This window comes from Mesorhizobium sp. M0048, assembly GCF_040323405.1.
GTDB lineage: Bacteria > Pseudomonadota > Alphaproteobacteria > Rhizobiales > Rhizobiaceae > Mesorhizobium.
In genome coordinates, this window is sequence record NZ_JAMYUV010000001.1 from 310,977 (window position 1) to 335,969 (window position 24,993).

Consider the following 24,993-nt stretch of genomic DNA (forward strand, 5'->3'; position numbering starts at 1 on the left):
GCTGGGCGCGGTGGAACGTCGTTCTCACATAGCGACATGACGCCTAGTCGGCAAGCGGATGATGATCGTTGACCAGACGCACCAGCCGCTCCTCCAGCACATGCGTGTAGATCTGCGTCGTTGAAATATCGGCATGGCCGAGCAACTGCTGCACGGCCCTGAGATCAGCGCCGTTCTGCAAGAGATGGCTGGCGAAAGCATGGCGCAGCACATGCGGCGATATCTTCGCCGCGGCAATGCCGGCCCGAGCGCCAAGCCCTTTCAGCTCGCGGGCAAAGACCTGTCTCGAGAGATAGCCGCTGTCGGAGGCAGCCGGAAACAGGAACGGGCTGTCGGCAAGAGCCGGCACCGCCCCCCGTGCGGCAAGCCATGTCCGCATCGCGGTGCGCGCCTTGGCCGACAGCGGCACCATGCGCTCCTTGTTGCCCTTGCCGCGGACCATGAAGAAGCGGTCGTCGCGCTGTGCCACCGTCACGGGAAGGCCGACCAGCTCCGAAACGCGCAAGCCGGTGGCGTAGAGCACCTCGACCAGCGCGTGCAGGCGCAGCGCCGCCAGCCTGTCGCCGTCATGCATGGAGGGGTCCATCGCCTCCTGCGCCGCGCGGTCGAGCAGCCGGCCGGTATCGGCCTCGCTCATCGTCTTAGGCAGCGGCCGGCCTTTCTTCGGACTGTCCAGCGTGCCGGTCGGATCGTCACCGCGCAGGCCTTCGGCGTAGAGGAACTGGAAGAACTGCCGGATCGCCGACAATTTGCGCGCCTGCGAGCTGGCGGCAAAGCCGCGCGCGGCGATGTCGTCGAGATAGGCACGGATGTCGGCGCTGGTGGCAGCGGCAAGCCCACCGCCGATCCCGGCGGAAGCGTCTTCGAGGTCGCGGCGGTAGGAGGAAAGCGTGTTTTCGGCCGCGCCGCGCTCGGCGCTCATCATCTCCAGGAAGGCTTCGATGCGGGCGGCGCTGTTCATTTTTTGGGATTGAGCTTTTCCGGAGGGATACGCACGCTCATTTCCGCCTTTCTCGGCTCGACGAACATGACCAGGGCGAACATCGCGCCATAGACAATGCCGGCCAGAATCGCGAGCGTCACGACAAAGCGAAACAGTGTTGGCATTAATTTTCGCCCGTCGTCTTATTCTGCATTTCCAACCCTGTGCCCTTATGAGACGCCAATCCGGCCAATTCAAGGGTGAAGCCCATAGTCCCGGTTGCGCCGCGCTTGACGCAAACAGGCTTTTGATGTCGATACGCCGCCAAAGAGGCCCTAGAAGCATGAACGCGCTACCAGCAAATCCTCCGGGCGAGAGCCATGCCGCGCTGCTCGGCCGGCTGGGCGGCCGTTCCATCGTCTTTGTCGGGCTGATGGGCGCCGGCAAGACGGCGATCGGCCGCAAGGTGGCGGCGATGCTGGCACTACCCTTCATCGACAGCGACCAGGAGATCGAAACTGTTTCGCGCATGAGCGTCCCGGACCTGTTCGAGCGCTATGGCGAGGCGGAGTTCCGAGCACTGGAGCAGCGCGTCATCCTGCGTGTGCTGGAGCACGGGCCGCAGGTGCTGTCGACCGGCGGCGGCGCCTTCATGAACGCGCAGACGCGCGAGGCGATCGCCAGCCATGGCGTTTCGGTTTGGCTGAAAGCCGAGATCGACCTGTTGATGGAGCGCGTTTCCAAGAAACAGAACCGGCCGCTGCTGAAAAGCGCCGATCCACGCGCCGTGCTGGAACGGCTGATGGCGGAACGCTACCCGGTTTATGCCGCGGCCGATGTCATCGTGCCGACCCGCGACGACCGCAAGGAGATCATTGCCGCCGAAGTGGTGGACGCGCTGCGCGGCCATCTCGGCATTGCCGACATTGACGAGGTGCGGTCGTGAGCGCTGATGCAACGGTCTCTGTCGAAGTCGGGCTTGGCGAGCGTGCCTACGATATTTTGATCGGTCCCGGCCTGCTGTCACGCGCCGGCGCCGAGATTTCGCGCCGTCTGCCGGGGACGCGGGCGGCGGTCGTCACCGACGAAAACGTCGCGGCCGCGCATCTCGCGACGCTTGCGGCCGGCCTGGCAAGCGGTGGCATCCAACATGCCGTCATCACGTTGCCGCCAGGCGAAAAGACCAAGAGCTTTGCGCATCTCGAAGAGGTGGTCGATGGCGTGTTGGCCGCCAAGCTGGAGCGCGGCGACGTCGTCATCGCGCTCGGCGGCGGCGTCATCGGCGACCTGGCCGGCTTTGCCGCCGGCATCGCGCGGCGCGGCATGAATTTCGTGCAGGTTCCGACCTCGCTGCTGGCGCAGGTCGATTCCTCCGTCGGCGGCAAGACCGGCATCAACAGCAAGCGCGGCAAGAACCTCGTCGGGGTGTTCCACCAGCCCAAGCTGGTGCTGGCCGATACCGAAGTGCTCGACACGCTGCCGATCCGCGAGTTTCGCGCCGGCTATGCCGAACTGGCCAAATACGGGCTGATCGACCGGCCGGAGTTCTTCGCCTGGCTGGAAGAAAACTGGCGCCAAGTGTTTGCCGGCGGGCCGGAGCGGGCTGCGGCCATCGCCGAGGCCTGTCGTGCCAAGGCCGACGTCGTTGCCCGCGACGAGTTCGAGACCGGCGACCGCGCCCTGCTCAATCTCGGCCACACCTTCGGCCATGCACTGGAGGCGGCGACCGGCTATGACGGCGCACGGCTCGTGCATGGCGAAGGCGTCGCCATCGGCATGGCGCTGGCGCACCGCTTTTCCTCAAGGCTCAATTTGGCGAGCCCCGACGATGCGGCGCGCGTCGAGGCGCATCTTCGCGCCGTCGGCCTACCCTGGCGCATGGCCGACATTCCGGGCGAATTGCCCGACGCCGAGCAGCTGTTCTCCTTCATCACCCAGGACAAGAAGGTGTCGCGCGGCGCGCTGACCTTCATCCTGACGCGCGGCGTCGGACAGGCCTTCATCGCCAGGGATGTGCCGGCCTCGGAAGTGCTGGCGTTCCTCAGGGAGAACCATCCGGGTCGGCAGGAAAGCCGCCCGGGATGAGTCAGGCCGGCTGGATCGCGGCTGCAGTGCTCGCCGGCCTAGGCCTGCTGGGCTTCGTCCTGCGCCGGCACCTGCTCGCCGCCTTCGGCTATGAGCTGCAGCGCATCGAGCCGCAGCGCTCGGCGCGCGAGGAACTGCGCGGCGCCGTCGACGATTTCCGCCGCGACGGCCAGGTGGTGCGCGAGGACCGCGCCCGCATCGGCGGCCTGTTCGACCTCGAGGAGCTCGAAGTGTCGGACGTCATGGTCCACCGCACCAATATGCGCTCGGTCAATGCCGATGACCCGCCCGAAGCGGTGGTTCGCGAGATCCTGCAGAGCCCGCACACCCGCATGCCGTTGTGGAAGGGTTCGCTCGACAACATTGTTGGCGTGCTGCACGCGAAGGATCTGCTGCGCGCGCTGAACGAGGTCGGCAACGATTTCTCCCGGATCGACGTGATGAAGATCGCATCTAAACCGTGGTTCGTGCCCGACACCACGACGCTGCAGGAGCAGCTCAACGCCTTCCTGCGCCGCAAGGCGCATTTCGCCATCGTCGTCGACGAATATGGCGAGGTCGAAGGGCTGGTGACGCTGGAGGACATCATCGAGGAGATCGTCGGCGAGATCGCCGACGAGCACGATATCGACATCCAGGGTGTCAAGCAGGAGGCCGACGGCTCCGTCGTCGTCGACGGCACGGTGCCGATCCGCGACCTGAACCGGGCGCTCGACTGGCACCTGCCGGACGAGGAAGCCACCACCATTGCCGGCCTCGTTATCCACGAGGCGCAGTCGATCCCGGACGAAAAGCAGGCCTTTACGTTTCACGGCAAGCGCTTCGTCGTCATGAAGCGCGACAAGAACCGAATCGCGCGGCTGAGGATCAAGCCGGTAATGCTTGGCGAATGACAGCGCGCATCTTGCGGCACCTGTGGGCGGTCAGGAGTCTATGACAATCGATCGGCGAAGCCTGCTTCTGGTGTCGATGGCGGCGCTGTTGCCGGGGCAGGCGGCGGCATTGCGGCTGCGTTCGCCGTCGCCCGAAACCTTCGACTATGGGCCGGCCAAGCTCGACATCTATTCCCGCGACGGCGCAAGCGGCCTGCCGGTCGTCTTCTTCGTCCATGGCGGCGCCTGGCGGGTCGGCAGTCGCGGCAACGTCAATGCCAAGCCGCAATTCCTGCTCGACAATGGCTTCTGCTTCGTCTCGATCGACTACCGGATGCTGCCCGAGGCCGACGTCGCCACCCAGGCGGCGGATGTCGAACTGGCCTATCGCTACGTCCGCGCCAACATCGCCAGGCATGGCGGCGATCCGGACCGGATCGTCGCGATGGGCCATTCGGCCGGCTGCCATCTCGTCGCATTGACCGGCCTGCGCGGCGGCCTGCCCGGGGTCGCGGCGCTGGTCCTCGACGACACCAGGGCTTACGACCTGGAGGCATTGGCCAGGAGCGGCGGCATGGCAGGGGTCTATGCCCGCGCCTTTCCCGATCCGGCGCAGTGGCGCGCGCTGTCGCCTGTCACCTATGTGGAAGGCCGCAAGCACCCGCCGACCTTCATCGCCCATTCACGGGCGAAAGCCCGCGCGGCGGACGCGGAGGCCTTCGCCGGGCGTCTGCGCGCCACCGGAACCAGGGTCACGCTGTTCGACGGCAGCGCCTATTCGCACATGTCGATCAATCGCGACTTCGGCACCGAAGGCGATGCATTGACCACAGCGGTGATGGCCTTCTTGAGGTCGAGCGTCGGCTGATCTACCAGCGGGTCTTTTCGCCGGGCGCCGCCGGCTCGATCGCCAGGGCATGCACGCCGGATTCAACTCCTCGGCCAGCAGATCGTTGACGGCGCGGTGACGCTCGACGCGGCTCATGCCGGCAAAGGCTGGCGCGACGATGCGGATGCGGAAATGCGTCTCGCCGGCGCCGTCGAAGGCAGCGTGATGGCCGGAATCCGCGTGATGATGACCGGCATGGAGATGGCTTTCGTTGATGACGTCCAGCCGTTCCGGCGAAAACGCCTTTTTCAGCTTATCTTCCATCGTTGCCTGTATGGACATCGTCGCTTCCCTTCACCACATCTATGTCATCGCACAAAATTCGCCATTCGCCGGTTTTATGCCGCGATTCAGCGGTTAGGGCGATCATCGCGAAAATGTCAATTCTTGTTTCGCATCCGCGAACGGCCCATAAATGGGTGAGATGAAGCCGTACCCAAAATATTTCGAGAAGATTCGCATCCGCCCGGAGAAGGACGCGGAGCTGAAGTCGCGTTCGCCGATCTGCCAATGGGATGGCTGCAAGGAGGCCGGTACCCACCGCGCGCCGGTCGGGCGGATGAAGGAAGGCGAGTATTTCCAGTTCTGCTTCGACCATGTGCGCGAGTACAACAAGGGCTTCAATTATTTCTCGGGCGTTCCGGATACCGAGATCGCGCGCTTCCAGAAGGAAGCCATGACCGGCCACCGGCCGACCTGGAAAATGGGCGTCAACGGCGCCTCGACACGCTCCTCGCCCGACTTCGCCCAGGCGCGTTCCGGCCGTGCCGGCTACTACAATCGCATGCGCGATCCCTTCGACCTGTTCAAAGGCCCGAAGGACCCGCGCGAAGCACGCGAGCGCAAGGCCAAGCCGCTTGAGGCCAAGGCACTGGAAACGCTTGGCCTTGATACAAAGGCAAGTGGCAAGGATATCAAGGCGCGCTATAAGGAACTTGTGAAACGCCACCATCCGGATGCGAATGGCGGCGACAGAGGTTCGGAAGACCGGTTCCGCGATGTGCTCCAGGCGTATCGCGTGCTCAAGCAGGCAGGTTTGTGCTGAGCGACCTTACGGTTCGTGTCGCTTTCCAACTTTCATAGGGTTGGAAAAGGCTCTAAGACCGCCCCCGAACAAAATCGATTGCCAGCGAAACGCGGCGTTTCGCTTGTGGAGACGTGATAGAGATGAACAAGGTCGATCGCGACATCGCCAACCTGCCCGACACCACGGTGTCGGTGAAGGAGACATTCGGCTTCGACTCCAAGATGGTGGTGCCGGCCTATTCGGTGACGAGCGAGCATGTGCCCGACATCGATCCGGACTACCTGTTCGACAAGAACACGACGATGGCGATCCTCGCCGGCTTTGCCTATAACCGCCGCGTCATGGTGTCGGGCTATCACGGCACCGGCAAGTCGACGCATATCGAGCAGGTCGCCGCCCGCCTCAACTGGCCTTGCGTGCGTGTCAACCTCGACAGCCATGTCAGCCGTATCGATCTCGTCGGCAAGGATGCCATCGTCGTCAAGGAAGGGCTGCAGATCACCGAATTCCGCGACGGCATCCTGCCCTGGGCCTATCAGCACAATGTCGCGCTGTGCTTCGACGAGTACGATGCCGGCCGCCCGGACGTGATGTTCGTCATCCAGCGCGTGCTGGAATCGTCGGGCCGGCTGACGCTGCTCGACCAGAGCCGGGTTATCCGCCCGCATCCGGCCTTCCGGCTGTTTTCGACCGCGAATACGGTCGGGCTCGGCGACACCACAGGCCTCTACCACGGCACCCAGCAGATCAACCAGGCGCAGATGGACCGCTGGTCGATCGTCACTACGCTGAACTATTTGCCGCACGACAATGAAGTGAACATCGTGCTGGCCAAGGCCAAGCATTATCGCGACGGCAAGGGCAAGGAGATCGTCAACAAGATGGTTCGTGTCGCCGACATGACGCGCTCGGCCTTCATCAACGGCGATTTGTCGACGGTTATGAGCCCGCGCACGGTTATCACCTGGGCCGAGAATGCCGAAATCTTCGGCAATATCGGCATGGCGTTCCGGCTGACCTTCCTCAATAAATGCGACGAGCTGGAACGCTCGCTGGTCGCCGAGTTCTACCAGCGCGCCTTCGGCGAAGATTTGCCGGAATCGGCGGCGAATGTGGTGCTGGGCTAAGCAGAGTCTCGATGGCGGGTCCGGGCGACAACACACGAAACAAATCCAAGACCGGCGCTGAGGCCGACAGCTTCAAGCGCGCGGTTACCGTCTGCATGCGCGCCATCGCCGGCGACAAGGATCTCGAGGTCGGTTTCGCCAAGGACCGGCCGGCGCTGGCCGGCAGTCGCGCCCGGCTGCCCGAACTGCCGAAGAAGGCATCGAAGGCGGATATCGCCATTACCCGCGGGCTCGGCGATTCCATGGCGCTGAAGCGCGCCTGCCATGATACGCGCATCCACACCAGGCTGGCGCCGGAAGGCAAACAGGCCCGCGCCATCTACGACGCGGTCGAGCAGGCCCGGGTCGAGGCGATCGGCAGCCGCGCCATGCAGGGCGTTGCCGACAATATCGGCTCGATGCTCGAGGACAAATACGCCAGGGCCAACCTCGCCGACGTCAAGGACAAGGCCGACGCGCCGATCGAGGAGGCGCTGGCGCTGATGGTGCGCGAAAAGCTGACCGGCCGCACTGTGCCGAAGAGCGGCGAACGGCTGGTCGATCTCTGGCGCCCTTGGGTCGAGGAAAAAGCCAGTGCCGATCTGGACGGGCTGTCGGCAAAGCTCGACGACCAGCAGGCGTTCGCCCGCGTCGTGCGCGAGATGCTCGCCTCCATGGAAATGGCGGAGGAGCTCGGCGACGACCAGGAGACGGAAGACTCCGAGGACAACGACGAAAACCAGCCGCAAGGCGAGGAGCAGAGCGAGGAGGGCGGCGAAGACGATTCGGGCTCCGAGCAGTCGCAGTCCGAGGATACCGAGGCATCGTCGGACGACGAGCAATCGGCCGAGACGGAAGCCTCCGACGCCACCGCCGAGGATCTCTCCGACGACGACGACGCCGATGCGGAGACGCCCGGCGAGGCGCGCCGCAACGACAATCCCTTCACCAATCTGCCGAAAGAGATCGACTACAAGGTCTTCACCACGGCCTTCGACGAGACCGTTGGTGCAGAGGAACTGTGCGAGGAGGAGGAGCTCGACCGGCTGCGCGCCTTCCTCGACAAGCAGCTCGCCAACCTTTCCGGCGTCGTCGGGCGGCTGGCCAACCGGCTGCAGCGCCGCCTGATGGCGCAGCAGAACCGCTCCTGGGATTTCGACCTCGAAGAAGGCTATCTCGATCCGGCACGGCTGGTGCGCGTCGTCATCGACCCGATGCAGCCTCTGTCCTTCAAGCAGGAGCGCGATACCAAATTCCGCGACACGGTGGTGTCGCTGGTGCTCGACAATTCGGGTTCAATGCGCGGCCGGCCGATCACGGTCGCCGCGACCTGCGCCGACATCCTGGCGCGCACGCTGGAACGCTGCGGCGTCTCGGTCGAAATCCTCGGCTTCACCACCCGCGCCTGGAAGGGCGGGCAGGCGCGCGAGAAATGGCTGAAGGAAGGCAAACCGCCGAACCCCGGCCGGCTCAACGATCTGCGCCACATCATCTACAAATCCGCCGACCATCCGTGGCGGCGGGCGCGCCGCAATCTCGGCCTGATGATGCGCGAGGGCCTGCTCAAGGAAAACATCGACGGCGAGGCGCTGCTGTGGGCGCACAACCGGCTGATCGCGCGGCCGGAGCAGCGCAAGATCCTGATGATGATCTCCGACGGCGCGCCGGTCGACGATTCGACGCTGTCGGTCAACCCCGGCAATTATCTCGAGCGGCATCTGCGGGCCATCATCGAACTCATCGAGACGCGCTCTCCGGTCGAGCTTTTGGCCATCGGCATCGGCCACGACGTCACCCGCTACTATCGCCGCGCCGTCACCATCGTCGATGCCGAAGAACTGGCCGGCGCCATGACCGAGCAGCTGGCCTCGCTGTTCGCCGAGGAAACCGTGCGCGACACGCGGCGCGGCGGCATGCGGCGCGCCGGATGATTTTTTCCCGCGGCGGCTTTTGGCAGAAGCTTTTGGCCGCCATTGCGTTGTTAGGCATCAGTTTGGCGCCACCTGTCGCTGCCGGCCCGGCCTCGGTCGAGCCGGCCGAAATCACGGCACGGCCGATCAGCGAATTCCACATCGGCCGGCCGGACAAACAGTTCGGGCCGCTCGAATTCATCGGCGGGCTCGAAATGACCTCGTCGACGCGCGATTTCGGCGCGCTGTCGGCACTTCGGTTCCTCGAGCCCGGCAGCGATTTCATCGGCGTCGCCGACACCGGCTTCTGGTTCTTCGGCACCCTCGTCCACGATGCCGAGAAGCGGCCTTCCGGCATCCAGAATTTTCGCATGCAGCAGATGGTCGATGCGGCCGGTCAGCCGATCGACGAGAAATGGGCGGTCGATGCCGAAGGCCTCGCGGTCAAGGACGGCATTGCCACGGTCGGTTTCGAGGGCGATCACCGTATCGCAGAGTTCAAGATCGATCCGGACGGCATGAAGGCGCCGTTCAGGCAATTGGGCTTCCTGATTCCAGCCTGGGAACTTCGCCGCAATCGCGGCTTTGAGACCGTCACCCGCGCCCATCCTTACGGACAGCACGCGGGCGGACTGGTCGTGGTGTCGGAAAAGAGCCTCGACAAGGCCGGCAACATCTTTGCCGCGATCATCGAAGGGCCGCACAAGGGCGTCTTCACCGTCAAGCGCAATGGCGATTTCGACATCACCGACGGCGCCTTCCTGCCGGACGGCGACCTGTTGCTTCTGGAGCGCAGTTTTTCGATGGCCGGCGGCGTCAAGATGCGGCTGCGGCGCATCTATGGCGAAGGCGTCGAGAAGGGCGCCGTCGCCGACGGGCCGGTGCTGCTCGAAGCCGACATGGGCTACCAGATCGACAACATGGAAGCGCTCGACGTCTGGACCCGCGACGATGGCGCGCTGATCGTGTCGCTGATGTCCGATGACAACCACTCGATCCTGCAGCGCAATCTTTACCTGGAATTTGTGCTGCACGAGGATTGACGCGCGACAGGCCTGCTGGCTGACAGCATCGCTGGCATTTCCGCGCCGTTTTGCAGCGCAGCCAATTTCCCCTGGCAATGACCCGCGTCGCGGGTTCCAGCCGGCTGTCACCATCTGCAAAAATACTTTAGTCGTGACTTGACAATTTGTGTCATCAGCGAAATACTCAAGTCCATGCTTAAGTATTCCGAGATCGACAGCATCCTGCGGGCTCTTGCCGAGCCGACGCGCCGGGCAATCCTGGAAAGGCTGAGCCGCGGGCCGGCCACCGTCAGCCAGTTGGCGGAGCCGTTCGGCATGACCTTCGCCGCCGTACTCCAGCATCTCCAGGCGCTGGAAGCGTGCGGGCTGATCCGCAGCGAGAAGGTCGGACGCGTGCGCACCTGCCGGATCGAGCCCGGCGGGCTGGCCCCGCTCGCCGACTGGATCGCCGCGCGCCGTACACTGGCCGAACGCCAGCTCGACCGTCTCGGCCAGATCCTGGCGGAGACTGACCAACCGGACGCAACACTCCACGACCAGGAAAAGGACGACAAGAAATGAACCAGATTGCCCCCGTGAACGACCAGTCCGTCATCCATTCAAGCTTCACGATCGAGCGGACCTACCCGCAATCGCGCGAACGCGTCTTCCTCGCCTTTGCCGACAAGGCGACGGTGCGGCGTTGGCGCGTCGAAGGCGACGGCTTCACCATCGCCGAATTCACCTTCGATTTCCGTGTCGGCGGCAGCGAGGTTTCGCGGTTCAGCTACCAGGGCGGCCCGGAGATCAGGCTCGATGCGCAGTTCCAGGACATCGTCCCTGACCGGCGCATCGTATTTTCATACCGGATGGCGGTCGGGGCGCAGCCGCTGTCGGCGTCGCTCACTACGGTCGAGCTTGCACCTTCCGGCGAGGGCACCCGCCTGACCTATACCGAACAGGGTGCGTTTTTCGATGGCGTCGATTCAGCGCAAGGACGCGAGGAGGGCACGCGCGGGCTGCTGCAGGCGCTTGCCGCCGAGCTTCAGAAGGCGAAGTAGAGGTTCGTGGGCGTGGCGGGCGGCGTGCAACAAGGCCGGCCCGGATTGCGAGGTGGCCTATTGCCCCTTGGTCGCGAGCCAGACGATGTGACGGGCGCCGCGCTTGCCGTGAGCCCGCACCTTGACCTCCTCGACCGTGAAGCCGGCCTGCTTGAGCCTTCGGGTGAAGCCTGCGTCAGGGCCCTGCGACCAGACCGCCAGCACACCGCCGGGCTTGAGAGCTGCTCTCGCGCTGATCAGGCCGGCTGCGCTGTAGAGCGCATCGTTGGCCTTGTAGACGATGCCCTCGGGGCCGTTGTCGACATCGAGCAGGATCGCGTCCCAGGTCGATGCTTGCGAACGGATGAGCTGACCGACATCGGCCTCGCGAATGCCGACACGCCGGTCGTCAAGGCAACCGTCGAAAACTTCGGCCATCAGGCCGCGCGCCCAAATCACGACTGCCGGCACCAGTTCGGCAACGGCGACCTGCGCATCGTCGCCGAGCTCGGCCAGCGCCGCGCGCAAGGTAAAGCCGATGCCGAGGCCGCCGATCAGGATGTTCGGGGTCCGGCGGCCGGCAATCCTTTGGCAGGACAGTTTCGCCAGCGCCTCTTCGGAACCGCTGAGCCGGCTGTTCATCAGCTCGTTGGCGCCAAGCATGATCGAGAATTCGCCGCCGCGCCGCTTCAGGCGGAGTTCCCGTCCGCCGTCAGGCGTTTTTGCCGAATCAAGGTGGACCCAAGGGATCATGCTCGATAGCCTTTGAGCATGATCTTGTCCGAAAACCGGTTCCCACTTTTCGCTAACGCGGACCTTTGGTTCGGGATCATGCTGCCAGTGCCGGTTGGCTCCAGCGGGCGGCAAGCAGCCGGTAGGGGATCAGCGCCACCACCGCTATGACCAGCTTGACGCCGAGATCGCCGAGCGCCCAGGAAATCCAGCGCATCGTCTCGACCGGCAGCACGCCCATCAGCGGCGCGGTTTCCAGCGCAAAGCCGTCGTTGGGCCCGGCGAAGGCGAACGCCGCCGCGAAGGCGACGGTGAAAAACACCACCGTATCGAAAACGGAGCCGACCAGCGTGCCGACGATCGGCGCGCGCCACCAGCTCTGCCGGCGCAGCCGGTTGAATACGGTGACGTCGAGCAACTGCGCGGTGAGGAAGGCGGCGCCCGAGGCAGCGGCAATGCGCACCAGCCGGTCGGCGGCGGTCTCGAATTCGATCAGGCCGTGGCGAAACAGCAGCGGTGGGATGACGATCGAGCAGATCACCGCTGTCATGAAGCCGACAAAGACGATCCTGCGCGCCACCGCCGGCCCATAGCGGCGGTTGGCGAGATCGGTGACCAGGAAGGAGAACGGATAGGTGAAGGCGCCCCAGGTCAGGATGTCGGCCAGCGACAGCCCGCCGATTGAACCTTGCATCGGGAACTGCACGAGGATGTTCGAGGCCACGACGACGAGCGCCATGGCCGCCACGAAGGGCAGGTACCGCGAGAGGAAAATCATTTTTTTATCCTGGGTAATGGAACCAGCGGAACGCGATCCGGAGTTCGGACCCCGCCCTGGAAGGCGCTGCCGCCGAAAAACTCAGGCGGCCGGCTGCTCGGCGATCTTCTTGGCGATCTGCTTCTTCAATAGGCGGGCGCGCTGCGACAATTCCTTGGCATCGGCCTTGGCCAGGAAGGCGTCGAGGCCGCCGCGATGCTCGACCGAACGCAATGCGTTGGCCGAAATGCGCAGGCGCACGTTCTGGTTCAGCGCTTCCGAGATCAGCGTCACATTGACGAGATTGGGCAGGAAGCGACGCTTGGTCTTGTTGTTGGCGTGGCTCACATTGTTGCCGGACATGACTGCCTTGGCAGTGAGTTCGCAGGTGCGGGACATGGTTCTAACCTTCGGTTCTCGGTCCTGGCCAAACATTCGACCCGCGCCGGGTGGCGCGCGGTTTCGGTCAGGCGGCCTTATGGAAAAAGTTGGCGTTCCATAGTTGCATTTCGCCGAGGCGTCAAGCTTGGGGTTGGTTAGTGCCAAGGGAATCAATCAAAAGATGACCGATGCCGGCGCTGCCCCTCATCCGCCTGCCGGCACCTTCCCCCGTATAGTGACGGGGAGAAGTGCCCGGCAGGGCGATGAGGGGCTGCGCAAACCTGTCGCGATTTTCCAGGTGGCCACATTTTGTTCTTGCTTTGTGCCGGCAGCTATGCTACTAATTTCGGTATGGTGCTAATTGGCTCCAACGACCCGCCCGTCGAGGCGGGTTTTTTATTTCTGGCCCTGGACCCTCCCCAGCGTTCCCTGCCGACGCCGCCTTTCACATTAAGGCCGGAATTCAGCCTATAAGCGGTCGCACAGGGACATGCCAGACCGGAGCCGCCCGTCCGGTCGACAATCAAGGACCCGCCATGCCTCGTTCTTTCCTCCATGCCCTGGTCGTGCTGTTGGCCGCCGCGTTGCCGACGACGGCTTCGGCCGAGCCGCAATCCTTCACGGGCGAATATTCGGTGTCGTTCCTCGGCCTCTCCGTGGCCAAGGCGAAATTCTCCAGCCATTACGAGGATGACACCTATTCGATCGAGGGCAGCGTTTCCGCCGCCGGGCTCGCCACTTTGTTCGACGATACGCGAGGCACGATCTCGTCGAAGGGCAAGATTTCGGGCAAGCAGTTGCAGCCGCAAGCGTTCCACGCCGACTACACGTCCGGCAAGAAGGCATCGATGATCGACATCCAGTTTGCCAACGGCGTCGTCACCTCGACCAAGGTCGTGCCTGAGCCGAAGAAGCGCAATCCCGAGAATTGGATACCGCTGGTCGGCAGCCATCTCGTATCGGTCCTCGATCCGATGGCCGCCACCGTCATCCATGCCGACAGCCTCGACCAGGTCTGCGGGCGCACGGTGAAGCTCTATGACGGCGAAATGCGTGCCGATCTGAAACTGACCTACGAGTCCAAAGGGTCGATCTCGGTGGCCGGCTACAAGGGCGATACGGTCACCTGCAGGCTGGGCTTCGAGCCGGTGGCCGGCTACCGCAAGAACCGCAAGGCGCTGAATTACCTGAAGAAACGCAGCCGCATCATGGTGACGTTTGCACCGGTCGGCCAAAGCGGCGTATATGCGCCGATCCGCGCCACGGTCAGCACGCAAATCGGCCCGTTGACGATCAGCGCGGAGCGGTTCGAAGCAAACGAATAGGCGTGATGGTGCGCCGCCAACGATGGGCAGGGGGCGACGGGTATGGCGCGCGCAACACTGATCGGCTTCTCCGCGGTCGCCATGTGGGCGCTGCTGGCGCTGCTTACGGATGCTTCGGGCGCCGTGCCGCCGTTCCTGCTTTCGGCAATCACCTTCACGATCGGCACTTGCGTCGGGCTGTTTGCCCGGCTGTTCATGCCGGCAGCCGACGGGGCCGCGAAGATACCGCGCCAGGTCGAAATACCACGCAAAGTCTGGGTGATCGGCATTGCCGGCCTGTTCGGCTACCACTTCTTCTACTTCACCGCGCTGCGCAATGCGCCGGCCGTCGAGGCCAGCCTGATCGCCTATCTGTGGCCGCTGCTGATCGTGCTGGGGTCGGCGCTGATGCCGGGCGAGCGGTTGGCCTGGAACCACGTCGCCGGCGCGCTGCTCGGCCTTGCCGGCACGGTCCTGATCGTCACCAAGGGCGGCGGGCTTGCCTTCGATGCGCGTTATGCCTTCGGCTATGCAATGGCCGGCGTCTGCGCGGTGCTGTGGTCGTCCTATTCGCTGTTGTCGCGGCGCTTCCCGTCGGTGCCGACCAGCATCGTCACCTGGTTCTGCGCCGCCACCGCGGCCCTTTCGCTCGTCTGCCATCTGTTGCTGGAAGAAACGGTGCTGCCCAACGGCGCCGGCCAGTGGCTCGCCGTGCTCGGCCTTGGTCTGATGCCGGTGGGGGCGGCGTTCTATGCCTGGGACATCGGCGTCAAGCGCGGCAACATCCAGGTGCTGGGGGCGGCGAGCTATGCCGCGCCGCTGCTGTCCACCCTGGTGCTGATCGCCGCCGGCTTCGCCGAGCCGTCATGGCGCATCCTCGCCGCCTGCGTGCTGATCACCGGCGGCGCGGCACTGGCGGCGAAATCGCTGTTCCTGCGCAAGAGGGCCGCGAGCGAGGCAAACGCATGATGCCGTTTTCCGGCGGCATCGATGCCAATGCCAATGCGACGCTGCTGTTTTCGCTGGCGGCGGCGGTGATTTACGCGTTCAGCCTCGGCATGCCGCCGCGGCTGGCGCGGTCGGCGGCAAGGACATTGGCGGTGGCGATGCTGGCGGTGCTGGTCGCGCAGCAGGGCGGCCCATGGCTGCTCGTCGCCGCGCTGGCGCTCAGCGCCGTCGGCGACGCCTTCCTGTCGCGGGACGGCGAGAAGGCATTTCTTGGCGGCACGGCCAGTTTTCTTGCCGCGCATGTGCTTTACGTCGTGCTGTTCCTGCGCGCCGGCAGCGGCCTCGGGCTGCTCTCGGCCGAACCGTGGCGAGGAATTATTGCCCTGGCGATGGCCGTGTTGGCGCTGGCGATGATTTTCGCGCTCTGGCGCCGCACCGGCCCGGCCTTGCGTTTGCCGATTGGCATCCATGCCGCGGCGCTGCTTGGCATGGGCATTGCGGCGCTCACCCTGAACAGCGTCTGGGTCGTCGGCGGCGTCATCCTGCTCATGCTGTCCGACGGGCTGCACGCCGCGGAAAAGTTCCTGCTGCCCGCCATCTCGGCGCACCGCATTTGGGTGCGCCATGGGGTCTGGGCGCTGTATTATGCCGGCCAGCTGGCGATCACGCTGGGTTTGCTGCTGGGGTAGGTGCCTAGGGCGTTCCCGGTAGCCAGCCTGGTTCGGCGAGTTCGAAGGCGGAGAAATCGAAACCCGGCGCCACGGTGCAGCCGACCAGGGTCCATTCGCCGAGGCTGCGTGCCGACTGCCACCAGCCTGCCGGCACGACGATCTGCGGCCGCTCGCCCGCGGCAAGTGCCGTACCGAGGATCTCCTCGATGACGGGACCGCCTTCTCGGTGTATCGATAGCGCCAGCGGCGCGCCGTCATAGAAGTGCCAGACCTCGGCCGCGTCTCTGACCCGGTGCCAGGCCGACAATTGGTCCTTCTCGAGGAGGAAATAGATCGCCGTCGAATGGCCGCGCGTGCCTGCCGCGCCGCCGCGAAAGGTCTCGGCATACCAGCCGCCTTCCGGATGCGGCTTCAGGCCGAGCAGGGCGATGATTTCGGCGGAACTGGTCATGACCCTAGCTCCTGGCGCCGCTCAGAAATTGTCCTTGCGCTTGCGGATCTCGGCGAACACTTCGGCATCCGAGGCGTTCTCCAGGCCGAGATGCCTGCGGATCGCCGGATCGTGCCAGCGCAGGAACGGATTGGTCGACAGTTCCTCGCCGATCGTCGTCGGCAGCGTCGGCTTGCCGTCGGCGCGCAGCGCCTCGACCTTGGCGGCACGCTCTTTCAGCGCCGAATTGGTCGGGTCGACGGTGAGCGCGAAACGGGCATTGGCCAGCGTATACTCATGGCCGCAATAGACGACCGTGTCGGCCGGCAGCGCCGCGAGCTTCTTCAGGGATTCGTACATCACCGGCGGCTTGCATTCGAGCAGCCGCCCACAGCCGAGCGCAAACAGCGTGTCGGCGGCGAATGCCACTTTCGACGCCGGCAGATGATAGGTGACATGGCCGGCGGTATGGCCGGGTGTGGCGATGACCTCGATCCGCTCGTCGCCGAGACGGACGACCGAGCCTTGCTCGACAGTTTCGTCGATGCCGGGAATCTTTGCCTTTTCGGCTTCCGGCCCGACAATGCGCAGCTTGAAACGCTCCTTCAGCGCCAGATTGGCCTCGACGTGGTCGAGATGGTGGTGAGTGGTCAGGATCATCGTCGGGGTCCAGCCGGTGCGCTTGATCGCCGCCAGGATCGGCGCCTCCTCGGGCGCATCGATGAGCGCCGTCTGACTGCTTTTCGGGTCATGCACCAGCACGCCGAAATTGTCGCTGCGGCACATGAATTGTTCGATCTCGACCGGCATCGCATCTCTCCCTTTATTGCCGCAGACATAGGGCGCCTGCCAGCCGATGTCATCTGCCTTTGTTGAACTTGGACTGCTTCGAAGCTACCGTCCGCGCATGCATTCAGACATTGTCGATCTCCGTTCGTTTTATTCGACCACGCTCGGCCGCCTGGCCGAACGCTCGATCACCATGGCGCTGTCCTCGATATGGGCCGTCGTGCCCAACGAGCGGCTGGTCGGCCTCGGCTACACCTTGCCGTGGCTGGAGCGCTTCGGCAGCGATGCCGAGCGCGTCTTTGCCTTCATGCCGGCGACACAGGGCGCGGTGGTCTGGCCGGCGACGGGGCCGACGGCGACCGCCCTGGTCTTCGACGAGGAACTGCCGCTGGTCGATTCCTGCATCGACCGCATGCTGCTCGTCCATTCGCTCGAACATGTCGAGAACCCGCGCGAGACGCTGAACGAGATCTGGCGGGTGCTGTCGCCGGCCGGCCGTGTCGTCATCGTCGTGCCCAACCGGCGCGGTGTCTGGGCACGCTTCGAGCATACGCCTTTCGGCAATGGCCGACCGTTCTCGCGCGGCCAGCTGACCGAATTGCTGCGCGAAGCGAATTTCACGCCGGCGGCGTGGTCCGATGCGCTGTTCTTCCCGCCGTCGCCGCGACGGTTCATGATGCAGTTCCATAATGTGCTGGAACGCGCCGGCCGGCGCTTCTGGCCGATCTTCTCCGGCGTCATCGTCGTCGAGGCGCAGAAGCGGCTCTATCAAGGCGTGCCGGTCGCCCAGCGCGCGTCCCGCCGCGTCTTCGTGCCGGTTCTCTCGCCGCATGGCGCGCCGACGCTTGGCCGGCTGTCGCGGGCCGAACACCCGGCACCGCCAGGATGACGCGTTCGTGATCCGAGACGTGCTTTTTCACGCCTATCTGACGATATCAGGTTTGCTGTCCGATTGAAGGCCGTGCGGCCGATCCCTATGACCGGTTTGGCATTGCTCCGAATGCAAGGATTTAACCGATGGATGATCGTCCGGATGTCGAGGCCAGCGCCCAGAAGCTTGCCACGTCGATCGAAGCCAGCAGCCTGCGTGAGCAGCTGGCAACAATCAAGATAGCGCTGACCACCTCGCCGGTGCGAAAACAATTGCTTTGGGCAGCGATCGGCATCGTCGCCGTCATCGTGGCGAGCTCGATCGGGCAGGTTCTGCTCAATCGCTGGAACCAGCCTTTCTACGACGCGCTGGCGCGGCGCGACATGCCGGCTTTCCTGCATCAGCTTCTGGTCTTTGCCGGCATCGCCGGCGGGCTTGTGGTGCTCAATGTCGGCCAGACCTGGCTCGACCAGATGCTCCGCCTGAAGCTGCGCGAGGCGCTGACGCTCGACCTGATCGACGAATGGATGCGGCCGGCGCGTGCCTTCCGGCTGACCCATGCCGGCGCCATCGGCGTCAATCCCGACCAGCGCCTGCAGCAGGATGCCGGGCATCTCTCCGATCTTTCCACCGGTCTTGGCATCGGCCTGCTGCAGTCCTGCATCCTGCTTGCCTCGTTCGTTGGCGTCCTGTGGTCGCTGTCTTCCGGATTCGTCTTCCACATAGGCGGCCATTCGCTGGCCATACCCGGCTACATGGTCTGGGCGGCGATCCTTTATGCTGGCACCGCCTCCTGGTTGAGCTGGCTGGTCGGGCGACCGTTGATCCGCTTCAACAACGATCGCTATACGCGTGAGGCGGAGCTGCGCTCCTCGGTGGTTCGCGTCAACGAGAATGTCGATGCCATCGCGCTGGCGCATGGCGAGGCCGATGCCAGGCGCCGGCTCGAATTCGATCTCGGCATGGTGCTGGGCGCCATGCGGCGCATCTACAGCGCCCAAATCAATCTTTCCTGGGTTACCGACACCTATGGCTGGATCACTGTCGTCGCGCCGATTCTGGTCGCCTCACCGGTCTATTTCGCCGGCGATATCAGTTTTGGCGGCTTGATGATGGCAGTCGGCGCTTTCAACCAGGTTCATTCGTCGCTGCGCTGGTTCATCAACAATATCGGCGGCATCGCCGATTGGCGCGCTACGCTGATGCGGGTCGCCGACTTCCGCATCGCGCTTCGCGACACCGACGCGCTGCACCATACGGAAAGGCGCATTTCGTTCGGCGAAAACCCGGACGGCAGCCTGACCTTCGAGAAACTCGAGGTCGCCTCGCCGGAGGGATGCACCAAGCTTGCCGAGCCACATGTCGAAATCCGCGCCGGCGACCGGGTCATGATCACCGGAGATCCGGGCGCCGGCAAGACGCTGTTCTTCCGGGCCATTGCCGGTCTGTGGCCATGGGGCAGCGGACGGATCGGCATGCCGGCCGGAGAAGCGCCGATCTTTGTTCCGCGTACCCCCTATTTCCCGCTCGGCAAGCTGCGCGAGGTGCTCAACCATTCAGACGGCGCGGCGGAGGCGAGCGATGGCGAGATCTCGGAGGTGCTGGCCGATGTCGGGCTGCAACGCCTGTCGTCCTCGCTCGATCGCTCGGCGCGCTGGGAGCGTGAGCTCAGTGACGACGAGCAGCGTCTGCTGGCCTTTGCCAGGCTGGCCTTGCGACGGCCGAAATGGGTGATCATCGACGAGGCGCTGGACGCGTTCGACGGCCCAACGCTGAGGCAAGTGCTGTCGATGCTGGAGAAGCGCCTTCCCGACGCCGCGATCCTCAATATCGGCCGCGGCCAGCACAATGCCCGCTTCTTCCGGCGGGCTTTGACCATCGTCAAAGATGCCGGCCAACCGCCACTCAAGCCGGCCCGTATCAGGGCAGGTGCCATCGAACCGCCCCCGGCGATCGCCTCGGCTGGCCGAAAGAAATAGAAGGCAAGCTTTATTTCGCCGCGATCGCGGCGAAAAACTGTCGCGATCGTTTCAGATGGGAACGTTCCGATCGGCCATGCTTGACGCTCTCGCCCTGCTCGCCTGCCTTGCCTGCACCCCGGCGGCACCTGCGGCCGCGCCGGCCAATCCAATTGCCGTCGATGTCGAGCTGGTGCTGGCCGTCGACATCTCGCAGTCAATGGATGAAAGGGAGTTTGCCCTGCAGCGCGCCGGCTATGTCGCGGCGCTGCGCCACCCCGACTTCATCAACGCCGTGCGTGCCGGCACCTTCGGCCGCATCGCCATCGCCTATTTCGAATGGGCCGGCACCGTCCGCGACGATGCGGTCATTGCCTGGCAGGTCGTCGACAGCAAGGAGAGCGCCAACGCTTTCGCCGACAAGATCGCGGCCCGCCCGTTCAGGAGCTTTCGCGGCACCTCGATTTCCGGTGCTGTGGCTTTCGGCGCCGAGCTTTTCAACGGCACGGCCTTCACCGGCAAACGCCGCGTCATCGACGTCTCGGGGGACGGCCCAAACAACACCGGCTTGCCGGTCACAACGGAGCGCGATGCGGCGCTGGCGAAGGGCATCGTCATCAACGGGCTGCCGATCCTGATCAGCCCGTCACCCACCTTCAGCCATCTCGACCGGTATTATGCCGAATGCGTCACCGGCGGGCCGGGCTCGTTCGTGCTGCCGATCTATGCTGCTTCCGAATTCGCCACCGCCACTCGCCGCAAACTGATCCTCGAGGTCAGCGGCATCGAGTATCCCAAGCTGGATCCGAGGACGATCCGCATCGACGCACCGATCGACTGCCTGCAAGGCGAGCGCGACCGAAGGTTTTTCTCGGACCCGTATTTCCCGGAACTTGACCGATAAGGCTGGCCCAGGGGTAGGTTAGGCTGGTGGCAGGCCGAAGACCGGGAACAGAGATGGCCCGAGCGGCCCTATGAAGATCGTCAAGGAAGCGATCCCGCCCTCGGCTGCGTCGAACACATGCAGGGAATGGGCCCGCCATTCAGGGCCATCGTGGCTGCGGGAATAAACCCCGACCGCCGGCTGGGCATTGGCCCGAGTGGCCAGCGTGCGGAAGCCGCCAAACCTCGGCCAGACGGTCTCGAAAAAACCGCGGATCGCTTCGCGGCCTTGATACCATTCGCGCCAAGGCGGCATTGTGTAGATGGCGTCCTCACGCAGCAGCTCGATCAAGCTGTCGAGATTGGCGGCCTGCCAGGCCTGCATGTAACGTTCGAGCAGCAGGCCTTCTTCGGGGCTGGGTCGTGATCGGCTGGCCGGCCGTCCCTGAGGATAGCGCGCCGCCAGCGTTGCGCGGGCGCGCTGCAACGCGCTGTTGATCGAAGCCGTCGATCCACCCAGCAAACGCGCCGTCTCGACAGCCGACCATCCCAGGACGTCGGCAAGCAGCAGCGCGGCGCGCTGCCTGGGTGGCAGATCCTGGATCGCGGCGACGAAGGCGAGCTGGACGGCCTCGCGGCTCTCGTAACGGGCTTCCGGACCTGGCTCGCTGCCGGCAATGTCTGGAAGCTCGGCGTCGGGGTAGGGCTCCAGCCAGGCGATGTCGGCTACGGGCCCGCCTATGGCCGCCCCGTGCGAGGGCGGCCGTCCGGGTTCCCGGAGAATGCGATGCGCCCTCGACCTCGCCTTGATGGCGTTGAGGCAAGCGTTGGTCGCGATCATGTAGAGCCAACCACGAACCGAACCTCGCCCGTCGAACTCCGACCTGGCACGCCAGGCGCGAAGCAACGTGTCCTGGACGAGGTCGTCGGCCTCGTGCAGCGAACCCATCATGCGATAGCAATGCAGCTTGAGCTCGCGGCGATGGGCGGCCGTGACCTTCTCGAAGGCCAGCCGATCGAGGATCGGCTGGCGTGCTGGTTCCAGGGGTGGTTGAGCGTCTGTCATGCGGGCTGTGCGGTTACGAGTGAGCTTTGCATTACGCGCGCCTCAGGCGGCCGGTGCAAGCCCGCTACCGCTGACCATGAAGGAACTGCCTTGCGGCTGGCCGGTGGCGAGCGCGACCACCGCCCGTCCGACGTCGGCCGGGGTTTGCATGTCGGTCATGGCGGCGATGAAGTCCGCCGGCTGGATGCCCATATAGGCAGCGACGCTGTCGACGCCGGCCTTGCCCACGCCGGTTTCCGGCATGATGCGCATCGGCGCGAGCGCCATGAAGCGAAGGCCGAGGCCGAGCCGGTCGGCCTCCTTCTGGCTATGACCGGCCAGGAACATCTGCATGCGTTTTGCGCCGGCATAGCCGCCGGCATTCGGTGGCCCGCCGGTTAAGGCCGCGCCGCTGGAGATCAGAACGATCCGGGTTCCCGGCTTGAGCGGACGCCGCAGAGCGGCCCGGCAAAACAGGAACGATGCCTTGACGTCCGTGTCCCAATTTGCCGAGAACGCCTTCCAGTTCTGTTCGTGCACCGGCGCGGAAGGGGCCAGCGCGCCTGCGCAGATCACCAGCACGTCCGGCTCAAGCGCGGCGAAGACCTTGTCGGGGGCGGAGTCCACCGTCGCATCGACGGCGAGCGTCGTCACGCCCGAGACCTCCCAGGCAAATTGCGCCAGGGCTTGTTTCCCGCGGGCGACGGCCAGCACCGTCGCTCTCTCCTTGAGGGCGGCCTCCGCGATGGAGCGGCCGACCCCACGGCTGCCTCCTACGACTACAACATTCTGACCTTGCAACGATCCCATGGATCACCTCTCTGTTCCCGGCCGCCGGACCATCCAGGCGCGCTCATCGATAAGGACAGCGCAGGCGTGCGGAAATCATCGGCGCCAGGCGGAAATATTTTTCAGGTGACAGCAGGGCTCGCCCACGGCCCTGTTCGGAGCAGCAACGGCAGAGGCGCGTCGGTTTTGTATTCAGTGTCATTACCGCGGCGGTAATCGACCAGTGTGCAAGGTCTCGGCAAACTGCTCCCATCAAGCCGGTTGTCCGGCTTCGACCACCAGGGGAGTACAGCCATGACCGCCTAGGCCGTCGCCCATATACGCCAGGTCACGCCGGGGCCGCAGATCATCGAGTACCTGCACAAGATCGATGCGACGCTGGAGCCGTTTGGCGGGCGCTTCATCGTGCATGGCAGCGAGGCAGAAGTCGTTGAAAACACCTGGCCGGGCCACCTCGTCATGATCGAATTTCCAGACATGCAGCAGGCGCGCGCATGGTACCGCTCGCCCGCCTATCAGGAGATATTGCCGCTGCGCACCGAGAATTCTCAGTCCGACGTGGTCCTGGTCGATGGCGTCCAGCACCCGCACAAGGCCACCGACGTTCTCGAATAAGGGGACGATCTGCGACGATTGGCTCTTATCGTTTCAGCAGAAACACCGCCTGCTGGCCGAAAAAATTCCAGAACCACCACGGCATCGAGAAGCCGATCCGCTGGCCATTGGCGTCGAGCGCGGTCGCCTTTTCCACGGTCGCGCCAAGCTCGTCGCACAGATTGACGAAATCGCGAATGGTGCAGAAATGGATGTTGGGGGTGTCATACCAGGAATAGGGCAGGTCCTTGGTCACCGGCATGCGGCCGTTGAACAGTAGCGAAAAGCGCACCCGCCAGTGGCCGAAATTCGGGAATGAGACGATGGCGCGGTTGCCGATCCTGAGCAGTTCGTCGAGCACCAATTTCGGATTGCGGGTCGCCTGCAAGGTCTGCGACAAGACGACGAAGTCGAAGCCCTTATTGGGATAGAATTGGAGATCCTTGTCGGCATCGCCCTGGATGACCGACAGGCCGCGCGCCACGCATTCGTTGACGCCGCGCTGCGACAGTTCCAGCCCGCGACCGTCGACCTTCTTGGTCGCCTGCAGCAATTCGAGCAGCAGGCCGTCGCCGGAACCGACGTCCAGCACCCGCGACTGCGGCGGGATGAGATCGGCGACGACCTCGAGGTCGACGCGCTGGGCGCGGTTGACGCTCATGGGCTCGTCACTTGCCTGGCGCGTGATCCTGATCCGAAAAGTCTGCAACTTTTCGGGGTCATGCGCTGATGCCTGGCGCATGATCCTGATCCGAACAGCCTGCAACCTTTCAGGGTCATGCGCCGAGCCCTCTGGCCCGCGCCGCCGAGGCGATGAAGCCTTTGATGGCGGCGAACAGTTCCGGCTCGTCGAGCAGGAAGGCGTCGTGGCCACGGTCGGTTTCGATCTCGACGAACGATACCGAGGCGCCGGCCGCGTTCAGCGCGTGCACGACCGAGCGGCTCTCCTCGGTCGGGAACAGCCAGTCGCTGGTGAAAGAAACCAGGCAGAAGCGCGTCTTGGTGCCGGCGAAGGCATCGGCCAGCCGGCCGCCATGGTCGGCGGCGAGATCGAAATAGTCCATCGCCCGCGTCATGTAGAGATAGGAGTTGGCATCGAAGCGATCGACGAAGGTCATGCCCTGATGGCGCAGATAGCTCTCGATCTGGAAGTCGGCATCGAAGCCGAAGGTCAGGGCTTCGCGATCCTGCAGGTTGCGGCCGAACTTGCGGTGCAGCGCTGCTTCCGACAGATAGGTGATGTGAGCCGCCATGCGCGCCACCGCCAGCCCCTTTTCCGGCCGCTTGCCGTGCTCGAAATATTTGCCGCCATGCCAGTCCGGGTCGGCCATCACTGCCTGCCTGCCGACCTCGTGGAAAGCGATGTTCTGCGAGGAATGGCGGGCGCCGGTGGCGATCGGCAGCGCGGAGAAAACGCGCTCGGGATAGCTCGAGGCCCATTGCAGCACCTGCATGCCGCCCATCGAGCCGCCCAGCACGCTGAACAGCTGTTCGATGCCGAAATGCTCGACCAGCATCAGCTGCGCGCGCACCATGTCGCGGATGGTGATGATCGGCAGGTCGAGCCCGTAGGGCTTGGCGGTGGCGGGATTGGTCGAGGCGGGGCCGGTGGAGCCGAGACAGCCGCCGATGACGTTGGACGAGATAACGAAGAAACGATCGGTGTCGATGATCTTGCCGGGGCCGATCAGCACTTCCCACCAGCCCGGCTTGCCGGTCACGGGATTGGTGTTGGCGACATGCTGGTCGCCGGTCAGCGCATGGCAGACGAGGATGGCGTTGGAGCGCTCGTCGTTGAGCGTGCCATAGGTCTGGTAGGCGATCTGGAACGGCGACAGCAGCGTGCCGGCGTCGAGCTTGAGCGGCTTGTCGGCGCCGAAACGCAACACCGGGCTCGACGGCTGGTCGGCCTCGTTGTTGGTTTTTCGCGCGCGCAAAGCGACCATCACATCTCCTTGCCCGGCCTTCAGTTGTCCACCGGTCTGGG

Annotated in this window: 28 protein-coding genes and 1 pseudogene; 17 read left to right on the forward strand and 12 right to left on the reverse strand. The window is 64.6% G+C overall.

What is annotated here, in order from left to right; translation table 11 throughout:
* Positions 1–43 precede the first annotated feature (43 nt).
* Together NKJ84_RS01655 and NKJ84_RS01660 are read right to left on the reverse strand one after the other, a co-directional pair.
* Positions 44–961, reverse strand: coding sequence for a site-specific tyrosine recombinase XerD (locus NKJ84_RS01655; protein WP_352505065.1), 918 nt, complete (start codon positions 959–961; stop codon positions 44–46).
* A complete protein-coding gene (locus tag NKJ84_RS01660) occupies positions 958–1,107 on the reverse strand; it encodes a hypothetical protein (protein WP_023677884.1) in 150 nt (49 codons plus the stop codon). Before NKJ84_RS01660 ends, NKJ84_RS01655 begins: the two co-directional genes overlap by 4 nt.
* A 158-nt stretch (positions 1,108–1,265) precedes the next feature.
* Between NKJ84_RS01660 and NKJ84_RS01665 the strand changes: the two genes are divergently transcribed.
* From NKJ84_RS01665 to NKJ84_RS01680, 4 genes are read left to right on the forward strand one after another with little or no spacing between them, the layout of a single operon-like run.
* Positions 1,266–1,868: a shikimate kinase gene (locus NKJ84_RS01665; RefSeq protein ID WP_352505066.1), complete on the forward strand. Its 603-nt coding sequence runs from the start codon at positions 1,266–1,268 to the stop codon at positions 1,866–1,868.
* Positions 1,865–3,007 carry a 3-dehydroquinate synthase gene (aroB, locus tag NKJ84_RS01670; RefSeq protein ID WP_352476243.1) on the forward strand — a complete coding sequence of 381 codons (1,143 nt, stop codon included), beginning with the start codon at positions 1,865–1,867 and terminating at the stop codon, positions 3,005–3,007. The genes NKJ84_RS01665 and aroB overlap by 4 nt, the downstream gene beginning before the upstream one ends.
* A complete protein-coding gene (locus NKJ84_RS01675; RefSeq protein ID WP_352505067.1) occupies positions 3,004–3,900 on the forward strand; it encodes an HlyC/CorC family transporter in 897 nt (298 codons plus the stop codon). Before aroB ends, NKJ84_RS01675 begins: the two co-directional genes overlap by 4 nt.
* A gap of 40 nt (positions 3,901–3,940) precedes the next feature.
* A complete protein-coding gene (locus NKJ84_RS01680) occupies positions 3,941–4,747 on the forward strand; it encodes an alpha/beta hydrolase (protein ID WP_352505068.1) in 807 nt (268 codons plus the stop codon).
* 1 nt (position 4,748) lies between these two features.
* Here NKJ84_RS01680 and NKJ84_RS01685 read toward each other — a convergent pair.
* Positions 4,749–5,050: pseudogene (locus NKJ84_RS01685) on the reverse strand (BolA family protein).
* 133 nt (positions 5,051–5,183) lie between these two features.
* Here NKJ84_RS01685 and NKJ84_RS01690 point away from each other — a divergent pair.
* The 6 genes from NKJ84_RS01690 to NKJ84_RS01715 all read left to right on the forward strand — a co-directional run bounded on the left by NKJ84_RS01690 (position 5,184) and on the right by NKJ84_RS01715 (position 10,876).
* Entirely contained in the window at positions 5,184–5,813 is a 630-nt protein-coding gene (locus tag NKJ84_RS01690) for a J domain-containing protein (protein ID WP_254816626.1), read from the forward strand.
* 122 nt (positions 5,814–5,935) lie between these two features.
* A complete protein-coding gene (gene cobS, locus NKJ84_RS01695; protein ID WP_352505069.1) occupies positions 5,936–6,922 on the forward strand; it encodes a cobaltochelatase subunit CobS in 987 nt (328 codons plus the stop codon).
* Positions 6,923–6,933: 11 nt separating this feature from the next.
* Positions 6,934–8,832, forward strand: coding sequence for a cobaltochelatase subunit CobT (gene cobT, locus NKJ84_RS01700; RefSeq protein WP_352505070.1), 1,899 nt, complete (start codon positions 6,934–6,936; stop codon positions 8,830–8,832).
* On the forward strand, positions 8,829–9,854 hold the full coding sequence (locus tag NKJ84_RS01705) for an esterase-like activity of phytase family protein (RefSeq protein WP_352505071.1): 1,026 nt from the start codon (positions 8,829–8,831) through the stop codon (positions 9,852–9,854). The genes cobT and NKJ84_RS01705 overlap by 4 nt, the downstream gene beginning before the upstream one ends.
* Before the next feature lie 174 nt (positions 9,855–10,028).
* Positions 10,029–10,397 (forward strand): ArsR/SmtB family transcription factor, encoded by a 369-nt coding sequence (locus tag NKJ84_RS01710; protein ID WP_352471491.1) that lies wholly within the window; start codon positions 10,029–10,031, stop codon positions 10,395–10,397.
* Positions 10,394–10,876: an SRPBCC family protein gene (locus NKJ84_RS01715; protein ID WP_352505072.1), complete on the forward strand. Its 483-nt coding sequence runs from the start codon at positions 10,394–10,396 to the stop codon at positions 10,874–10,876. The genes NKJ84_RS01710 and NKJ84_RS01715 overlap by 4 nt, the downstream gene beginning before the upstream one ends.
* A gap of 57 nt (positions 10,877–10,933) precedes the next feature.
* Here the strand turns inward: NKJ84_RS01715 and NKJ84_RS01720 are convergent, their stop codons facing one another.
* The 3 genes from NKJ84_RS01720 to rpmB form a co-directional block, all read right to left on the reverse strand.
* Positions 10,934–11,608, reverse strand: a complete 675-nt coding sequence (locus NKJ84_RS01720) for a spermidine synthase (RefSeq protein WP_352505073.1) — start codon at positions 11,606–11,608, stop codon at positions 10,934–10,936.
* 76 nt (positions 11,609–11,684) lie between these two features.
* Positions 11,685–12,365 (reverse strand): queuosine precursor transporter, encoded by a 681-nt coding sequence (locus NKJ84_RS01725; protein WP_352505074.1) that lies wholly within the window; start codon positions 12,363–12,365, stop codon positions 11,685–11,687.
* Between the two features lie 81 nt (positions 12,366–12,446).
* On the reverse strand, positions 12,447–12,743 hold the full coding sequence (gene rpmB, locus NKJ84_RS01730; RefSeq protein WP_352505075.1) for a 50S ribosomal protein L28: 297 nt from the start codon (positions 12,741–12,743) through the stop codon (positions 12,447–12,449).
* Positions 12,744–13,261: 518 nt separating this feature from the next.
* On the opposite strand from rpmB, the gene NKJ84_RS01735 reads away from it, so the two are divergent.
* From NKJ84_RS01735 to NKJ84_RS01745, 3 genes are read left to right on the forward strand one after another with little or no spacing between them, the layout of a single operon-like run.
* Positions 13,262–14,050, forward strand: a complete 789-nt coding sequence (locus NKJ84_RS01735) for a DUF3108 domain-containing protein (RefSeq protein ID WP_352505076.1) — start codon at positions 13,262–13,264, stop codon at positions 14,048–14,050.
* 42 nt (positions 14,051–14,092) lie between these two features.
* Complete coding sequence (gene yddG, locus NKJ84_RS01740) at positions 14,093–14,998, forward strand: aromatic amino acid exporter YddG (protein WP_352505077.1); 906 nt, start codon at positions 14,093–14,095, stop codon at positions 14,996–14,998.
* Positions 14,995–15,666 (forward strand): lysoplasmalogenase family protein, encoded by a 672-nt coding sequence (locus NKJ84_RS01745; protein WP_352505078.1) that lies wholly within the window; start codon positions 14,995–14,997, stop codon positions 15,664–15,666. The genes yddG and NKJ84_RS01745 overlap by 4 nt, the downstream gene beginning before the upstream one ends.
* A gap of 4 nt (positions 15,667–15,670) precedes the next feature.
* Here the strand turns inward: NKJ84_RS01745 and NKJ84_RS01750 are convergent, their stop codons facing one another.
* Together NKJ84_RS01750 and gloB are read right to left on the reverse strand one after the other, a co-directional pair.
* The gene (locus tag NKJ84_RS01750) at positions 15,671–16,099 is read right to left on the reverse strand and encodes a cupin domain-containing protein (RefSeq protein ID WP_352505079.1); all 429 of its coding nucleotides are present in this window, start codon (positions 16,097–16,099) and stop codon (positions 15,671–15,673) included.
* A 21-nt stretch (positions 16,100–16,120) separates the two neighbouring features.
* Complete coding sequence (gene gloB, locus NKJ84_RS01755) at positions 16,121–16,888, reverse strand: hydroxyacylglutathione hydrolase (RefSeq protein WP_352505080.1); 768 nt, start codon at positions 16,886–16,888, stop codon at positions 16,121–16,123.
* 97 nt (positions 16,889–16,985) lie between these two features.
* Between gloB and NKJ84_RS01760 the strand changes: the two genes are divergently transcribed.
* The 3 genes from NKJ84_RS01760 to NKJ84_RS01770 all read left to right on the forward strand — a co-directional run bounded on the left by NKJ84_RS01760 (position 16,986) and on the right by NKJ84_RS01770 (position 20,600).
* A complete protein-coding gene (locus NKJ84_RS01760; protein WP_352451212.1) occupies positions 16,986–17,756 on the forward strand; it encodes a class I SAM-dependent methyltransferase in 771 nt (256 codons plus the stop codon).
* 128 nt (positions 17,757–17,884) lie between these two features.
* Positions 17,885–19,717 (forward strand): ABC transporter ATP-binding protein/permease, encoded by a 1,833-nt coding sequence (locus tag NKJ84_RS01765; RefSeq protein ID WP_352505081.1) that lies wholly within the window; start codon positions 17,885–17,887, stop codon positions 19,715–19,717.
* 76 nt (positions 19,718–19,793) lie between these two features.
* Positions 19,794–20,600, forward strand: a complete 807-nt coding sequence (locus NKJ84_RS01770) for a DUF1194 domain-containing protein (RefSeq protein WP_352505082.1) — start codon at positions 19,794–19,796, stop codon at positions 20,598–20,600.
* Between the two features lie 18 nt (positions 20,601–20,618).
* Here the strand turns inward: NKJ84_RS01770 and NKJ84_RS01775 are convergent, their stop codons facing one another.
* Both NKJ84_RS01775 and NKJ84_RS01780 read right to left on the reverse strand, forming a co-directional pair.
* On the reverse strand, positions 20,619–21,644 hold the full coding sequence (locus NKJ84_RS01775) for an RNA polymerase subunit sigma-70 (protein ID WP_352505083.1): 1,026 nt from the start codon (positions 21,642–21,644) through the stop codon (positions 20,619–20,621).
* 42 nt (positions 21,645–21,686) lie between these two features.
* Entirely contained in the window at positions 21,687–22,433 is a 747-nt protein-coding gene (locus NKJ84_RS01780; RefSeq protein ID WP_352505084.1) for an SDR family NAD(P)-dependent oxidoreductase, read from the reverse strand.
* A gap of 345 nt (positions 22,434–22,778) precedes the next feature.
* Here NKJ84_RS01780 and NKJ84_RS01785 point away from each other — a divergent pair, with 345 nt between their 5' ends.
* Complete coding sequence (locus NKJ84_RS01785) at positions 22,779–23,027, forward strand: DUF1330 domain-containing protein (RefSeq protein ID WP_352505156.1); 249 nt, start codon at positions 22,779–22,781, stop codon at positions 23,025–23,027.
* Between the two features lie 25 nt (positions 23,028–23,052).
* Here the strand turns inward: NKJ84_RS01785 and metW are convergent, their stop codons facing one another.
* Positions 23,053–23,667, reverse strand: a complete 615-nt coding sequence (gene metW, locus NKJ84_RS01790; RefSeq protein ID WP_352505157.1) for a methionine biosynthesis protein MetW — start codon at positions 23,665–23,667, stop codon at positions 23,053–23,055.
* A 115-nt stretch (positions 23,668–23,782) separates the two neighbouring features.
* Complete coding sequence (gene metX, locus NKJ84_RS01795) at positions 23,783–24,952, reverse strand: homoserine O-acetyltransferase MetX (protein WP_254816640.1); 1,170 nt, start codon at positions 24,950–24,952, stop codon at positions 23,783–23,785.
* Positions 24,953–24,993: the final 41 nt, after the last annotated feature.

Bases quoted from the DNA above. Each gene is read 5' to 3' on its own strand.
- NKJ84_RS01655 (WP_352505065.1), bottom strand. From the start codon at position 961: ATGAACAGCGCCGCCCGCATCGAAGCCTTCCTGGAGATGATGAGCGCC.
- NKJ84_RS01660 (WP_023677884.1), bottom strand. From the start codon at position 1,107: ATGCCAACACTGTTTCGCTTTGTCGTGACGCTCGCGATTCTGGCCGGC.
- NKJ84_RS01665 (WP_352505066.1), top strand. From the start codon at position 1,266: ATGAACGCGCTACCAGCAAATCCTCCGGGCGAGAGCCATGCCGCGCTG.
- NKJ84_RS01675 (WP_352505067.1), top strand. From the start codon at position 3,004: ATGAGTCAGGCCGGCTGGATCGCGGCTGCAGTGCTCGCCGGCCTAGGC.
- NKJ84_RS01680 (WP_352505068.1), top strand. From the start codon at position 3,941: ATGACAATCGATCGGCGAAGCCTGCTTCTGGTGTCGATGGCGGCGCTG.
- NKJ84_RS01690 (WP_254816626.1), top strand. From the start codon at position 5,184: ATGGGTGAGATGAAGCCGTACCCAAAATATTTCGAGAAGATTCGCATC.
- cobS (WP_352505069.1), top strand. From the start codon at position 5,936: ATGAACAAGGTCGATCGCGACATCGCCAACCTGCCCGACACCACGGTG.
- cobT (WP_352505070.1), top strand. From the start codon at position 6,934: ATGGCGGGTCCGGGCGACAACACACGAAACAAATCCAAGACCGGCGCT.
- NKJ84_RS01705 (WP_352505071.1), top strand. From the start codon at position 8,829: ATGATTTTTTCCCGCGGCGGCTTTTGGCAGAAGCTTTTGGCCGCCATT.
- NKJ84_RS01710 (WP_352471491.1), top strand. From the start codon at position 10,029: ATGCTTAAGTATTCCGAGATCGACAGCATCCTGCGGGCTCTTGCCGAG.
- NKJ84_RS01715 (WP_352505072.1), top strand. From the start codon at position 10,394: ATGAACCAGATTGCCCCCGTGAACGACCAGTCCGTCATCCATTCAAGC.
- NKJ84_RS01720 (WP_352505073.1), bottom strand. From the start codon at position 11,608: ATGATCCCTTGGGTCCACCTTGATTCGGCAAAAACGCCTGACGGCGGA.
- NKJ84_RS01725 (WP_352505074.1), bottom strand. From the start codon at position 12,365: ATGATTTTCCTCTCGCGGTACCTGCCCTTCGTGGCGGCCATGGCGCTC.
- rpmB (WP_352505075.1), bottom strand. From the start codon at position 12,743: ATGTCCCGCACCTGCGAACTCACTGCCAAGGCAGTCATGTCCGGCAAC.
- NKJ84_RS01735 (WP_352505076.1), top strand. From the start codon at position 13,262: ATGCCTCGTTCTTTCCTCCATGCCCTGGTCGTGCTGTTGGCCGCCGCG.
- yddG (WP_352505077.1), top strand. From the start codon at position 14,093: ATGGCGCGCGCAACACTGATCGGCTTCTCCGCGGTCGCCATGTGGGCG.
- NKJ84_RS01745 (WP_352505078.1), top strand. From the start codon at position 14,995: ATGATGCCGTTTTCCGGCGGCATCGATGCCAATGCCAATGCGACGCTG.
- NKJ84_RS01750 (WP_352505079.1), bottom strand. From the start codon at position 16,099: ATGACCAGTTCCGCCGAAATCATCGCCCTGCTCGGCCTGAAGCCGCAT.
- gloB (WP_352505080.1), bottom strand. From the start codon at position 16,888: ATGCCGGTCGAGATCGAACAATTCATGTGCCGCAGCGACAATTTCGGC.
- NKJ84_RS01760 (WP_352451212.1), top strand. From the start codon at position 16,986: ATGCATTCAGACATTGTCGATCTCCGTTCGTTTTATTCGACCACGCTC.
- NKJ84_RS01765 (WP_352505081.1), top strand. From the start codon at position 17,885: ATGGATGATCGTCCGGATGTCGAGGCCAGCGCCCAGAAGCTTGCCACG.
- NKJ84_RS01770 (WP_352505082.1), top strand. From the start codon at position 19,794: ATGCTTGACGCTCTCGCCCTGCTCGCCTGCCTTGCCTGCACCCCGGCG.
- NKJ84_RS01775 (WP_352505083.1), bottom strand. From the start codon at position 21,644: ATGACAGACGCTCAACCACCCCTGGAACCAGCACGCCAGCCGATCCTC.
- NKJ84_RS01780 (WP_352505084.1), bottom strand. From the start codon at position 22,433: ATGGGATCGTTGCAAGGTCAGAATGTTGTAGTCGTAGGAGGCAGCCGT.
- metW (WP_352505157.1), bottom strand. From the start codon at position 23,667: ATGAGCGTCAACCGCGCCCAGCGCGTCGACCTCGAGGTCGTCGCCGAT.
- metX (WP_254816640.1), bottom strand. From the start codon at position 24,952: ATGGTCGCTTTGCGCGCGCGAAAAACCAACAACGAGGCCGACCAGCCG.